At 40.6% G+C, this 14,225-nt stretch carries 10 protein-coding genes; 2 read left to right on the forward strand and 8 right to left on the reverse strand.

What is annotated here, in order from left to right:
- Nucleotides 1–3 precede the first annotated feature (3 nt).
- On the reverse strand, nt 4–660 hold the full coding sequence (locus tag AAGD16_RS09270) for an HD domain-containing protein (RefSeq protein WP_377111348.1): 657 nt from the start codon (nt 658–660) through the stop codon (nt 4–6).
- Nucleotides 661–799: 139 nt separating this feature from the next.
- Between AAGD16_RS09270 and AAGD16_RS09275 the strand changes: the two genes are divergently transcribed.
- Nucleotides 800–1,990, forward strand: a complete 1,191-nt coding sequence (locus AAGD16_RS09275) for a class I SAM-dependent methyltransferase (RefSeq protein ID WP_013465236.1) — start codon at nt 800–802, stop codon at nt 1,988–1,990.
- Nucleotides 1,991–1,999: 9 nt separating this feature from the next.
- On the opposite strand, the gene AAGD16_RS09280 is transcribed toward AAGD16_RS09275, so the two are convergent.
- From AAGD16_RS09280 to AAGD16_RS09300, 5 genes are all read right to left on the reverse strand, one after another.
- The gene (locus tag AAGD16_RS09280; protein ID WP_013465237.1) at nt 2,000–2,296 is read right to left on the reverse strand and encodes a PilZ domain-containing protein; all 297 of its coding nucleotides are present in this window, start codon (nt 2,294–2,296) and stop codon (nt 2,000–2,002) included.
- An 8-nt stretch (nt 2,297–2,304) separates the two neighbouring features.
- Nucleotides 2,305–2,685: a two-component system response regulator gene (locus AAGD16_RS09285; protein WP_013465238.1), complete on the reverse strand. Its 381-nt coding sequence runs from the start codon at nt 2,683–2,685 to the stop codon at nt 2,305–2,307.
- Nucleotides 2,686–2,911: 226 nt separating this feature from the next.
- Nucleotides 2,912–6,799, reverse strand: a complete 3,888-nt coding sequence (gene hrpA / locus AAGD16_RS09290; protein WP_377111353.1) for an ATP-dependent RNA helicase HrpA — start codon at nt 6,797–6,799, stop codon at nt 2,912–2,914.
- A 128-nt stretch (nt 6,800–6,927) separates the two neighbouring features.
- Complete coding sequence (locus AAGD16_RS09295; protein WP_377111356.1) at nt 6,928–7,962, reverse strand: isoaspartyl peptidase/L-asparaginase family protein; 1,035 nt, start codon at nt 7,960–7,962, stop codon at nt 6,928–6,930.
- A 124-nt stretch (nt 7,963–8,086) separates the two neighbouring features.
- Entirely contained in the window at nt 8,087–8,791 is a 705-nt protein-coding gene (locus AAGD16_RS09300) for a SapC family protein (RefSeq protein WP_013465241.1), read from the reverse strand.
- 305 nt (nt 8,792–9,096) lie between these two features.
- Here AAGD16_RS09300 and AAGD16_RS09305 point away from each other — a divergent pair, with 305 nt between their 5' ends.
- Nucleotides 9,097–9,807, forward strand: coding sequence for a DUF6445 family protein (locus AAGD16_RS09305; protein WP_024601129.1), 711 nt, complete (start codon nt 9,097–9,099; stop codon nt 9,805–9,807).
- Nucleotides 9,808–9,810: 3 nt separating this feature from the next.
- Here the strand turns inward: AAGD16_RS09305 and AAGD16_RS09310 are convergent, their stop codons facing one another.
- The gene (locus AAGD16_RS09310; RefSeq protein WP_377111361.1) at nt 9,811–11,346 is read right to left on the reverse strand and encodes a tryptophan halogenase family protein; all 1,536 of its coding nucleotides are present in this window, start codon (nt 11,344–11,346) and stop codon (nt 9,811–9,813) included.
- 76 nt (nt 11,347–11,422) lie between these two features.
- A complete protein-coding gene (locus tag AAGD16_RS09315; protein ID WP_033104402.1) occupies nt 11,423–14,041 on the reverse strand; it encodes a TonB-dependent receptor in 2,619 nt (872 codons plus the stop codon).
- Between the last annotated feature and the right edge of the window lie 184 nt (nt 14,042–14,225).

Genomic DNA, 14,225 nt, shown 5'->3' on the forward strand with positions numbered 1-14,225 from the left:
GTCTTACCCTCCAATTTCAGATTTTAACTGCTCTAAAAAGTCATACATATAATCTGTTCTTCTAAGTGCTTCAGCTTTAGCTGAAGGTGTATTCATACTTTTTGCAATATGCAGCAACTTTATAAAAAAATGATCTAAGGTGTACTGTTTATCATCAGGTTCACGCTCTAAACAAAATGGATCATTAGGATTGTACAAAAGTCGGCTTATTGAGCCCCCCACTTTCATACAACGACTAACACCAATAGCCCCTAAGGCATCCATTCTGTCAGCATCTTGTACAATCTGTGCTTCAACGGTTTTAATAGCAATATTGGCGCTAAAACTATGCGCGGCTATGGCGTGGTGAATATCATCAAATAGCGCTTCATCATAGCCAATAGACGCTAAAAAACTAATCGCTTTATCGGCAGCCATCATTGAAGCTTTTGCCCTATCGGGATGGTTTTTTGCTACGGCCACACAATCATGTAACCACGCAGCAGGTAAAACAACATTCATATTGGCTTTTTCAGCAGTGCATAATTTAACTGCGACACGGACAACGCGTTCAATATGAGTGATATCATGGGCTACATCAGCATGGATAAGCGCTGTTATAAATTCTCTGCATTGCTGATCAAGTTGCTTTAATGAAGGGCTAAGGGCTAAATTGTTCACCGAGCTTCCAAAAATCTATTTAAACGAGGTAATATCCCCTACTTTAACGCGATTTATAAGGCCCTTGCAAAACATTCATTGTATGTTGCGCGTGGCTTGACTAAAATACAGCGCTTATTTATTACTACAGAGAAGCCCTATGTCATCTGCCGTTTACCTGCAAGCTGGTCGCGATAAATCATTAAAAAGAAAACACCCTTGGTTATTTTCTAAAGCCATCAAAAAAATTAAAGGTAAACCTGGATTAGGTGACACGGTAACCATACACGACAGTGAAGGTAAGTTTTTAGCCACCGCGGCTTACAGCCCGCATTCACAAATTCGCGCGCGTGTTTGGAGCTTTGATGAAAAAGAAGTCATTGATCAACATTTTTTCGAGCGTCGCCTACGTCGTGCTTTAGAGGCGCGCAGTCATGCGATTGAAGAAGGTGGACTGACCGGTTTTAGGCTTTGCGCCGCTGAATCCGATTATTTACCGGGTGTTACCATAGATAAATTTGATAACACCTTGGTTTGTCAGTTACTCAGTGCCGGTGCTGAGCGCCACAAAGGTGAAATTGTTGGCGCATTAATGGCTATTTTCCCAGGTTCAAATATTTATGAGCGCTCAGATGTAGATGTGCGTACTAAAGAAGGCTTGGAGCCAATTAAAGGAGTGCTTTGGGGTAATGAACCCACAGCGCCAGTTATCATTGAAGAAAATGGTTTAAAAATTGAAGTTGATATTCTTGAAGGCCATAAAACCGGCTTTTATTTAGATCAACGTGATAGCCGTGCTGCGCTGGAGCGTTTTTCAAAAGATAAAACCGTATTAAATTGCTTTAGTTATACGGGGACGTTTTCTCTTTATGCCCTGCGTGGTGGCTGTAAGCATGTAACCAATGTCGATGTTTCACAACCAGCTCTTGATACAGCAAAGCGCAATGTTGAACATAACAACCTTGATTTAAATAAAGTCGACTTTGTAAAACAAGATGTATTTAAGTTATTGCGCCAATACCGTGAAGACGGCGTGATGTTTGATACGATTGTGATGGATCCGCCTAAATTTGCTGATAATAAAGCGCAGTTAACTGGGGCATGTCGGGGTTACAAAGACATTAATATGATTGCGATGCAAATATTAAAACCAGGCGGCACACTGCTTACTTTCTCATGCTCTGGTTTAATGGAACAAAATTTGTTTCAAAAAGTGGTTGCAGATGCAGCACTTGATGCAGGTAAAGATTTGCTGATCATGGAGCGCTTAAATCAAGCAGCTGACCACCCTATTGCGGGCAGCTACCCTGAAGGCTTTTATCTTAAAGGCCTTATTTGTAAGGTTTACTAAACACTAATTTTAGTTAAACTCAATAATTTCTAGCCCCGCGGTTATCGTGCCATCCTCTTCTGTGCTGGCACGTATCACCTTTGCAGTGGCTTTTAACGGTGCAATGCTTGGATGGGTTGATGCAATATCAACCGATAAAATTGAGTTAAGCTCTAATAAATCATCGAGCTGCAAGGAGAGCCCTGTTGCACTTAAGTCAAGGCAGGTGCCTGTGTAACTTAGTCCTGCGACGGGCTCAATCGAGGTTAACTTAGCGGGTGTGTTAACCTGCATACGTCTGTAGTTTCGCTTATCTTCAGTAAACATAATTCCCTCTACACAATATTATTAATTTTTTCTCGTAGTACGGCGATAGAAAAAGGTTTTACAACGTAAGCATCACACCCTGAGTCAAAGCCTGCTTGTTGCTCAAGCTCTGACTCAAGTCCTGATATCATCACCACCGGAATGTGTTTTGTCTCTGGCGTATGTTTAAGTATTCGACAGGTATCATAACCATCAAGCCCCGGCATACATACATCAAGCAAAATAATATCAGGCGGATTAGCAATGGCAGATGCTAAACAACTTTTACCAGAATCAGCATAGCTTAAATCAAATGTTGATGCTAACCCTGCTTTGAGTATTTCAAAATTGAAATACTCATCATCAACCACTAACAATTGTCGCGCTTGGTGTTTTAGTAATGAGGACATAGCAATGTCATTTCCTTCTCAAGTTAGTCCCTTAGGGTCTGTTGACCGTTCAAGGTTGAATTTGCAGTAGCCTGTTTGGTATTTAGGCAAGGCAGAGCCTATGTGGTGTGGTTTTTACTTAGCCCACTAGGTTACAAACCTCGCGCCGCGATTAAACCGCCCTTAGTTTGAACAAATTTTAATCCACAAAGGTCAACAGACCCTAGCTTAATAGCGAATAAAGGGATTATTCAATTTCTTTTATCGCATTTAACACACGTTTTGCTGAAATTGGATAAGGTGTACCTAAGGTTTGCGCAAATAAGGATACGCGTAATTCTTGCTGCATCCAAAAAATAGCCTCAACATCATCAGGCAATGGCATTCCTTTAGGGGTTTTATTCGTCAGTGTTTTATATTCTTGCGCCACTTTTTCAAGCTCTAGCACACATAATCTATCACGATTTGGGTCAACGGGTAGCTTTTCTAGTCGTTTTTGAATCGCTTTTAAGTAACGAATTAAATCGCCGAGCTTATCCGCCCCATGCTGGCTCACAAAACCTTTAAAAATAAGCGATTCTAACTGAGATTTAATATCGCCATGGGCAGTGATCATGGTTAAATCTACTCGCCCTTTCATTTTTTTATGCAGCGCATGAGCAATACTCAGTACTTGCTCTACTTGGGTTGCAATTGCTACTACGGTGTCGCCTAATTCGCCGCGAATATGCTCTTTAACCGTTTCAAATGCATCACTTGTACGAATATCACCATATTTAACTAATAGGCTATCAACACCCGATGCAATGCAGTCATCTATTAAATCGGCAATTTTACCAAAAGGATTAAAGTACAACCCTAGCTTAGCCTTGTTTGGTAAATTTTGCTGCAGGTATTTAATGGGTGATGGCACGTTTAATAACACTAAACGACGCAACCCCTGCTGGTGCGCTAATTGCGCTTTAATTTCGTTATCGAATAACTCCACTGCCGCCGTTGATTTTTTATCCACCAGCGCAGGGTACGCTTTAATTTCGTACTGACCTTGCTTTTTCACATAGGATGTTGGTAACTCTCCAAAATCCCACTGTGTTAAATCGGTTTTTTCTATGCCTTTGTCGGCGACTTTAGATAAGGTGTCGGTGACCTTGCCTTGTAGCTGCGCTTTAAGTTTAGCTAAATCGAGTCCACGTGCCAGTAGCTTGTCGTGTTCATCGCGCACTTCAAATTGTAGCCTTAAATGCGGAGCAAGCGCAGTTAAATCCCACGCCTCAGGGTCTACACGGACGCCGGTCATACGTAGTAATCGATTGCTTAGCGAGTCGATTAACGAGCCTTGTAATGGCTCTATAGCCGCTAACACCGCATCGGCATAATTGGGCGCAGGAACAAAGTTACGACGCAATGACTTTGGTAATGACTTAATTAACCTACAAATTAACTCATGACGAAATGCCGGTATATGCCAATCAAAGCCACTTTCTTGCACTTGGTTTAACAGTGCAACGGGTATTTGTACGGCAACGCCATCAACCGCTTGGCCTGGATCAAAGTGATAGGTAAGCGGCAGCATCAAATTATCTTGCTGCCATGTATCTGGGTAGTCAAATTCGGTAATGCTGCTGGCGCCATGTTGCATGAGCTCTTCGCGCGTCATGTGCAGGTAGTGTTTGTCTTGTTGTTTTTGTGTTTTATACCACTTAATAAACGCAGCACGATTGTTAATATCGCTGGGTATTTTCTTCTCGTAAAACTCAAACAAGGTTTGCTCATCAACTAAAATATCGCGTCTACGAGACTTGTTTTCGAGCACTTGAATATCTTCAATTAATTCGCGGTTATACGCTAAAAATGCTTCATTTAATCCAAGCTCTTGTTCAACCAGCGCCGAGCGGATAAATAATTCGCGACTTACTTTAGGATCAATCTTGCTATACACACACCGGCGTTTATTAACGATAAGCAGGCCGTAAAGTGTTTGTTGCTCAAAGGCAATGACTGCACCGGGCTTTTTCTCCCAGTGTGGCTCTGTATAGCTTCGTTTTACCAAATGTTGAGCAAACGGTTCTACCCAGTTCACATCTATTTTGGCATTAATACGGGCATAGAGTTTACTGGTTTCTACCAATTCAGCCGACATCATCCACTTGGGGCTCTTTTTAAACAAGCCAGATCCTGGAAAAATATGAAATTGGCTATTACGTGCGCCTTTATACAGCTGCTTTTCGTCTTTAAAACCGATATGACTGAGCATGCCACTTAACAGTGCTTTGTGAATAAGCTCGCTGTCTGCAACATTAGTGGTGGCTTTCATTTTCATTTCATTGCACACAGTGCTGATTTGATAAACGATGTCTTGCCATTCACGAATGCGCATATACGCTAAAAAATCTTTTTGACATAGCTTTCTAAACTGGCTATTGGTCAGCTCACTTTGCTGCTCTTCGAGGTAATTCCACAAGTTTAAAAAGGCGATAAAGTCAGAGTCTGGATCGTCAAAGCGACCGTGTTTTTCATTCGCTGCCTGGCGTTTTTCTTGTGGTCGTTCTCGTGGGTCTTGAATTGAGAGCGCAGCAACAATAATAATCACCTCACGCAATGCACCCAGCTTATGCGCAGTCAGCACCATTTTTGCTAAACGCGGATCCACTGGCAAACGACTCAGCTCTCGACCAGATTGCGTTAAACTGGTTTTTTGATGACGTTTAGCTTCTTTTACCGCTTGTAACTCTTCAAGCAGTGTTAAACCATCGTTAATGTTACGGCTATCTGGGGCTTGCACAAAAGGAAATTGCGCCATATCACCCAACCCTAATGCCAGCATTTGTAAAATAACTGACGCTAAGTTAGTACGCAATATTTCAGGATCGGTAAATTCAGGACGTGATAAAAAATCGTCCTCTGAATACAAGCGAATACAAATACCCGCTTCAACACGTCCACAACGCCCCATTCGCTGATTAGCACTAGCTTGCGAAATAGGCTCTATGGGTAAACGTTGAACCTTTGTACGGTAACTGTAACGACTAATACGCGCCGTACCCGGGTCAATAACATAACGAATACCTGGCACCGTTAGCGATGTTTCAGCGACGTTGGTTGAGAGAATAATGTGGCGGCGCGAATGCGGCGCAAAAATACGATTTTGCTCAGCGTTCGATAGCCTTGAATACAAAGGTAATATATCGGTGTGTTTTAAATTACGCTTACTTAGCGCATCGGCGGTGTCGCGTATTTCTCGCTCACCGTTTAAAAAGATCAGAATATCACCGGGGCCTTCAGCGCAAAGTTCATCGACCGCATCAAAAATCCCCTGTAACTGGTCGCCTTCGGCTTCCATGTCTTCTTTTTGGATATCACTGATGGGGTTATAGCGTACATCCACAGGGAATGTCCGGCCTGATACTTCAATAATTGGCGCATCATCAAAGTGCTTAGAAAAACGTTCTGGATCAATGGTCGCTGAGGTAATAATAACTTTTAAGTCAGGACGTTTAGGAAGTAAATTTTTAAGGTAACCTAAAATAAAATCAATGTTTAAACTGCGCTCATGCGCTTCATCAATAATAATGGTGTCGTATTGATTCAAAAAACGGTCTTGTTGTATTTCAGCTAATAGAATACCGTCGGTCATCAGTTTTATATAACTGTTATTAGAAACCTGATCGCTAAAGCGAATTTTAAAACCCACTTGCTGACCAAGCTCGCATTGCATTTCTTCTGCTATACGATTGGCAACGCTACGTGCAGCTAAACGTCTAGGTTGAGTATGGCCTATATACCCATCAACCCCGCGGCCTAACTCTAAACACATTTTAGGAATTTGTGTGGTTTTACCTGAGCCGGTTTCACCAGCAATGATCACCACTTGATTATTAGCAATGGCTTCTTTAATGGTGTCTTTTTTTTGACTGACCGGTAATTGCTCAGGATAAGTAACGTTAGGTAGCCCAGCTAAACGCTGCTCGCGAAGCGATTGACTGCGACTGATATCAGCCGTAATTTTTTCAAGCGCACTGGTAAGTTTTGCCTCGTCGGTAATTTTTTTTACGCCATGAAGGCGCTTTTTAAAACTGAATTGATCTTTTTTTAAGCACGTTTTTAGCTCGCCAAACAACTGACCTAGGTTTACCACCTGCATACCTTATAAAAATTAGTCAAAGAGCCCCGATTGTAGCAAATTAAATGGCTGGGGTTAATCCTGTAAAGGACATAACAATCAGCGGATTATTATATAAACCTCCAGCCACTAAAGAAAAACGCTCATTCGTTGCTAAAAATACCTACATAAGTCGCTTGCGTATTCGATTTACTCGCACGGTACATGCCTGTGGTGTTAAACGGCAGGCTAATATTGCCTTTTGTATCAACAATAATAACACCGCCTGTGCCGCCAATCGGTTTAAGCACCCCATTTATTACTTCATCCCCGGCTTGGGCAATGGTTTTACCTTGATATTTTACTCGTGCGCAAATATCGCTTGCCACATTATAACGAATAAAATATTCGCCATGGCCGGTTGCCGATACTGCACACGAGGCGTTTTCTGCAAAGGTACCCGCGCCAATAACTGGTGCATCACCAATACGGCCAAAACGTTTTGCGGTCATTCCGCCAGTTGACGTACCCGCGGCTAAATTACCTTGTTTATCCAGTGCCACCGCACCCACAGTCCCCATTTTATAATTAGCGGGTAACGCCTTGTGCGCTGCTTGATAATCTTTATTGGTGCTTTTGCTCGCCTCTAGTTTTTCCTTTGCTTTTAATAAAGCTTCATAGCGATGCTTTGTATCAAATATATTATTCTCTACTAAGCTAACGCCTTGCTCTTTAGCAAACTCTTCTGCACCTTGGCCACTTAACATCACATGCACTGATTTTTCCATCACTAAACGGGCAAGTTTAATTGGACTTTCTATGTGCTTAATGCCCGAAACTGCTCCAGCTTGGCGGTTACGACCATCCATAATAGAGGCATCTAACTCATGGCTACCATCATAGGTGTATACCGCGCCGCGTCCGGCGTTAAAATAAGGCGATTGCTCTAACACTTCAATGGCTGCTGTGACTGCATCAAGGCTTTCTCCGCCTTGTTCAAGTACCTTATACCCAGCCTCAACAGCTTGAGCTAATTTATCGCGGTAAGCTTGCTCTTGAGCAGGTGTAAATTTACTTTTTTCGATTGTGCCTGCCCCGCCATGAATCGCAATGGCAAACGGCGTGCTCGCACTCAATGCAGATGAGCTCACACTCATTAAACTACCGCAAAGCAGTCCTAGTAATAGTGATTTTTTCATTGTGCGTTCTTTTGTTAGTTAAGATTAAAACTAATGTGAATGGTTACGTGGGGTTTTTCAAGTGAACTGAGTTTAATGGCATAAAAAAAGCGCCCTGAGGCGCTTTTTAAATTCTGTTTAAAAATTACGCTTGTTGCGCTTTTAAACGTGCTAAACGTGCTACTTGGTGAGTAGACGTTAAGAAAGAATAGATAGGTGCTAAATAACCGCGTTTACGAAGCTCTAGAAAGTCTGCATCGCTTAGCTCATTTAGTTTTTTCTCATCGATAAGGTAAATACCGTTGATGTCTTTTTTCTCGCCTTTAATATCAACCGTTAGCGTTTGTGCTACTAGTAATTCTTTATCAGCAAGAAATTTAGTGAACGCATCAGTGACTTGTGAAAACTCAATGAACGATACTAACGCTTCTTTACGACGCTTAAGGTAATCAGTTTCTTCACCGTTTTCGAATAATGCATTACCCTCTTCTTCACCAACTAATGAGCTCGCTTCGTCAATTACAATACCAAATTGATCTTGCTCAGGGTGCTTTACTAAACCTAATGGGTAACGCGTTGTTGCCATAGGTGCAAATGCTGCTGTCCATTTGTCGCCATCAACAAATAAGTTTTCGCCAGGCTCTAGGCCAAACATAGCAACCGCTTGAAAAGTACCTGTTTCGTTATTTTTAACAAAAGACATTGGAAACTCATTGGCGATACGCGCAAACTCGTGTGCTACAACTGGCACTAAGTGTTGAGTTTTCATAAATTCGATATTGATGCCATTTTTAATTTTAGTGTTGGCATGTTTTTCGTTGTGTAAAGGCTGTACTTGTTGCTCCGCCATGTTACTGCTCCGTTATTTATTAATTTGATTTATTACTATTAGTGGCCTAAGGCTAATGGTTTTGGTGACAAAAAGGAAGTGAAAATTTTGTGTCATTTTGTACGTTATTAATTAACAAAAACATTATCGCTGATTATTTAGACAAATATATAAAAAACGTTACTTTTGCCAACGTTCACTGGTCTATTAGCCATTAAATACACTCGCTGATAGCTTTGACAGCGTTGTCAGAGGTGATATATTAATTTTACAGCGAGGTAAGATGTTTACACTTAAATATTCTCATCAAAAATTAGACCTTAAAAATGAAAAATTTAACCATAAATCCACAGTTAAAAATTGAAAAGTTGATGATCCCTGGCACACAGGTATACGCTTACGTTGTTGATGATTTTCTTTTAGATACAAGTAGTGTAATGAATTTTGCCCATAACATAGCTTACTTTAATCCTATGTTTTCAGATAATTCCTTTTATCCGGGGATCCGCGATAATATGCCACAACCGTACTTGAGGTTGCTGCACGCATTTTTTCAAAATGAAATACTGCCTAAAATAGAAAACAAAAACTACCACGAGTCTATTCTTCATAAAAGTTTGCTTTCATTAGTTTCATGTAAACCGGCTAATTTAATTGTCGATCAAAAAGTGCCCCATATCGATTCATGTGATGAAAGAGACTATGCGTTTGTGCATTATTTATCTGGTGAGGAACTCGGTGGCACCAGTATTTATAAATACATACCGCAAAACATTATTGAATTTAAAGAGCAACACAAACCACTATTGGCAGATATAGTTAACGATGTTAAAAATAACCCTGATGAACATCAAGGCTATTTAGCAGGTACCACTAGCTTATTTGAGCAGGTGTTTAAAATAGATGCTAAATTTAATCGCCTAGTTATTTACCAAGGTAACTTATTACACAGTGCAAATATTTACTCTGAGCAAAGCTGCTTAGCCGATGCTAAAAAAGGCCGTCTGTCGATAGCCTCTTTTGCAAGTGTAAGATAAGGGTTAGATTGACTGAAGCCCATACTGTTTAATTTTATTTAAAAGCGCTCTGTGATCAGGAAGCTTATTTATTAAATAGTGATCAATCTCAGCTCTTTGTTTTAAACGCGCTAAACAGTGTGCCTGTTCTTTACCGGGGCTGTTAGACGCCTTAGTATTGTAATTCATTCCATAAAGTACAAATAAGAAGTTCTCTAGATAAAACACTTCAAACTGACTAAAAAAATCATCTCTGACTGGGGTAAACTCTTTCCACAAATTAAGTTTTTCTTTTAATGACGAGGAAATAGTGTCTTGGTTTTTATTTGCTATCCAAAAAGCTGAATCAGTGCGGTCTGATATACAGTAGTGAAGTTTAATAAAATCAATCACCCGCTCCCATGCATACCCCATAGCATGATTAAAACGCTCTTCTAATTGCTCTAGCTGCGTTGTTGATGATGGGAAGCGCAACGTTAAAAATTTAGCTGAAAAGTCAGTTAATAATATTGACGTTGCCTCTAATGGTTCTAAAAACCCTTGCGCTAAGCCAAGGGCAACACAATTTTTATGCCAAAACTTTTTCCGGTAACCGACCCGCATTGGTATTTTTCTGTAGGTAAGATCTTGCTTACTGTCACCTAAATAACGGTCAAGTTTTTCATGTGCCTGTTCATCCGTCATATGGTTATCTGAATAAACAAAACCGACTCCACGCCTATTGGTGAGCGCTATATCCCAAATCCAGCCAGCTTGATGAGCGGTGGCAAGTGTATAAGGAGGAATAGCATCATCGGCTTTGGTTGGTACTTGTACCACTAATGCGCTGTTAATTAATAAACTCTCAGATACATCAACAAAAGGAATCTTTAACGCTTTTCTCATAAGTAAAGATTCAAAGCCTGAGCAGTCAATATAAAAGTCAAACTCAAGCTCTTCATTGTTATCTGTAATAAGTGCAGCAATAGCGCCGTCAACGCCAAGCTTTACCTGTGTAACATGGGTGTGTATATGCTCTACAGAAAATTTTTCTTTTGCATTACAAGCGAGTAGTTGTGCAAACTTGCCTGCATTAAAATGATACGCGTAAGCCAACTCCCCTTCATATTGAGCATTAGTAATATTTTTAGGTGCTAAGCCTGCCTCACAAATAACATGCTGAGAAGATAAGCCCTGCGCATAACTTTGACTTTCCTCTTTGTTATTTAACCAATAAGAAGTTAAATGCTTGGCATCATAAGGGCTTGGCACATCAAATAAATGATGAAAAAAGTTGCCTTCGCCATGTTTTTTCTTATCCATCCAGTTAATAAACTTTATAGACTGCTTGAACGTTGCATCACATTGCCTAATAAATTCATCTTCACGAATACCAAAGCTTTTTAGGGTATTCCTAATATCGGGGACTGTGCCTTCACCGACACCAATTGGCGGTATATCTGGGGACTCTATTAAAATAACAGATATACCTTTACGATTGAGCATCTCTTTGCCAATGTGGTTTGCAGCTAACCACCCTGCTGTTCCACCACCTACAATTGCAACTTTTTTTATATCCATAAATCACCAATAAAGTTTAACCTCGTAAAAAAGCCCAGCAATGCTGGGCCTAGGTTATTTTTACTCATTTAGCGTATTAAAAACGCATTGTTACACCAAGCTTGTAACGTGCTTCACCTTCAAAACTCCACACAGGGAAGTCATTCAGTAAATCAGGGTTTGGTAATGAGGTAGATGCATCATTGTTACCCAGCTGAACGCTGTCTTCCTCTGTTAGGTTAATCCCTTCGAAAGTGACATCTAAGTAATCAGTTACAGAGTATGTTGCACTGAAATCTAGCTGTCCGTAGTCTTGATGCTCGCGGTTACCGTACCAACCTGGTGCTTCACGAATAATAAACTCTGAACGCCAGTTATATGCTAAACGGGCAGAGAAATCATCATTTTCATAAAAACCAACTACGTTATAGCTGTTTTTAGATGAATCAGAGAATACCCCAACACGGTCTGGGTAATTCTCTGCTGGTGCTTTCGCATCTGAATAGGTGTAGTTAAATGAATAACCAAAGCCGTTATCGAATGAATCTTGAATTTGGAACTCAATACCTTCGATTGAACCACCCGTACCATTTGTTGATGAGCTTACTGTCCAACAGTCATATTGCTGAGCACCACACGGTGGCTCGCCGGCATCTGGGTTAGTCGTATAAACTGGGATGTCGATACCAATTTGTTGGTTTGTTTGTTGTTGGGTAGAAATAAATGAGCTTACTTCTTTAGTGAAGTAAGTGACGCTTAACATAGCATCGTCATCAAAATACCATTCAACACCAATGTCTGCCTGGAACGCTTTAAATGGGCTTAAACCTACATTACCCGTATTTAACACTTCATTTAAAGGACGGTTATCTGTATAACCCGCTAGATTACGCGTTGCAAATAAATCTGCGTAATTAGGGCGAGAGATAACTTGTGCTGCTGAGGTACGTAAGATTAAGTCGTCAGCTAAATCCATAACCACGTTTAAGCTTGGTAAGAACTCACTGTAATCAGCTTTGTCTGTAGATAACGTCGAGTCGTAAACACCTTCATCACTTAAATCATAGTAATCTGACGAAATATCAGTTGATATGTAACGAACACCTAAATTACCGCGAATACCACCGGTGTCAAAATCAGCCATCGCATATAAAGCAAAATTTTCTTCTTCTATGGTGCCGTATGCTTGTGGACGTGCTGTATAACCTTCTGTCATTGCTAATGAATCAGCAATCATTAGATCCATATCGGGTTCAGGTATTACAAAACCACCACCGGCAGTCACGGTACCTGGGTAGTATTCATTAGCATTACGTACAGGTACTAAATCGGCATTCACATTGGCTGCATTACCATCTTGTACAACTTTGTGATCGGCATATCTTAAGCCCGTTTTAATTGCGGTAATAACACCAAGCTCAACAGGAATTTCAAAGTCTAAATTTAAGTAACTTTCTTCATCTGAATCAGGGTTGTATTCAGGCGCCCAAGTTTGTGGGCTGATGGTATCAGGTAAAATGCTAGCATCGTATGATTGATTAGCTAAATTAAATCTAGTCACGTCGCCAGTCATATCAATAGACCCATTTAAGTCGCTATTGTTATTTGCAAACATACCATAGTTTGCCGTTGTTACATCACTGTCTGCGCTTGTTTTACCTACACGACCTTTAAAGGTGAATAACTCTGAGTCATATTTCCAATCTAAGTCAATAGTATCAGACTTCATGCTTGCTTTACGCGCCCATGTTTGGAAAAAAGCCGTGCCATTGCCGTCGATATTACGCGAAACACAGTTACCTGAGGCGTTCGTTTGTTCACATGAACCATCACCTGGGAATATAATGATTTGCGAGTTAGCATTGTTAGCATCTAGCTCTAAACTTGTATAAGTTAGACCTAAAACTAGCGAGTCTGATGGCTGATATTGCATAGCTACGTTATACGCAGTTCGCTCACGAGCTTGCTGGAAGGTTGTGGGTGCCATACCGCCACTCCAACCACCTGACGATTCAATACCGTTACGTTGATAATCTACTTCTGATAATGAACCCGCAGCTAAGATACCAAATGTTTCACCATCATTTTTCCAGCTGTACAAGCCTGAAAGCTCAGGATCTGTCTCCTCAGATACTGTACCGTAATCAGCTTTAACACTAGCAAATACAGTGTTTGCATCTAAATCTAGCGGTTTACGAGTTTTAACAATTACAGTACCGCCGATACCACCTTCAACTAGATTAGCTTGAGATGATTTATAAACTTCTAAGCCACCTACTAATTCAGAAGGTAGTAATGAATAATTAAAGCTACGATCGACCGCTTGTTGATCGAACCAGCTAGTTGAGGCAACAGTATGACCGTCAAGTAATGTGCGTGTTAATTGTGCTGATGCACCACGGATAGATACTTGCTGACCCTGTCCAAATTGACGAGATACACTGACACCAGAAATACGACCAAGAGATTCACCTACATCGCCATCAGGAAACTTACCAACGTCTTCAGCTGTTACAACATCAACAACGGCATTTGAAAAACGCTTGCCGTTTAAGTTTTCTTTATTTGAAGCGCGAATACCCGTAACTTGGATTACTTCAACATCTTCTTGAACTTTAGTTTCATCGGCTGCGAATGCAGCACCAGTGAACCCGGCTCCCATTACTAAGCCGATATTTACTGCTAATAAGCTTTTTTTAAAATTTTTAGCTAACACAGGATTCCCCTTGAATCATTTTGTTGGTTTTTGTTTATCATTTTGCCTACCGCCATGACAGCGCTGTCATAGTAGTAACAAACCATACATGCAAAATTACAATTTTGCTACATTTTTCCGCTCTTTTTGTATGAAAAATAGCTAATTCAACATTAAGCAAATGATTTTAAAGAAATTAATTATT

The sequence above is a fragment of the Pseudoalteromonas sp. M58 genome, assembly GCF_042604605.1.
Lineage (GTDB): Bacteria > Pseudomonadota > Gammaproteobacteria > Enterobacterales > Alteromonadaceae > Pseudoalteromonas > Pseudoalteromonas tetraodonis.

Bases quoted from the DNA above. Each gene is read 5' to 3' on its own strand.
- AAGD16_RS09275 (WP_013465236.1), top strand. From the start codon at position 800: ATGTCATCTGCCGTTTACCTGCAAGCTGGTCGCGATAAATCATTAAAA.
- AAGD16_RS09280 (WP_013465237.1), bottom strand. From the start codon at position 2,296: ATGTTTACTGAAGATAAGCGAAACTACAGACGTATGCAGGTTAACACA.
- AAGD16_RS09285 (WP_013465238.1), bottom strand. From the start codon at position 2,685: ATGTCCTCATTACTAAAACACCAAGCGCGACAATTGTTAGTGGTTGAT.
- AAGD16_RS09295 (WP_377111356.1), bottom strand. From the start codon at position 7,962: ATGAAAAAATCACTATTACTAGGACTGCTTTGCGGTAGTTTAATGAGT.
- AAGD16_RS09300 (WP_013465241.1), bottom strand. From the start codon at position 8,791: ATGGCGGAGCAACAAGTACAGCCTTTACACAACGAAAAACATGCCAAC.
- AAGD16_RS09305 (WP_024601129.1), top strand. From the start codon at position 9,097: ATGAAAAATTTAACCATAAATCCACAGTTAAAAATTGAAAAGTTGATG.
- AAGD16_RS09310 (WP_377111361.1), bottom strand. From the start codon at position 11,346: ATGGATATAAAAAAAGTTGCAATTGTAGGTGGTGGAACAGCAGGGTGG.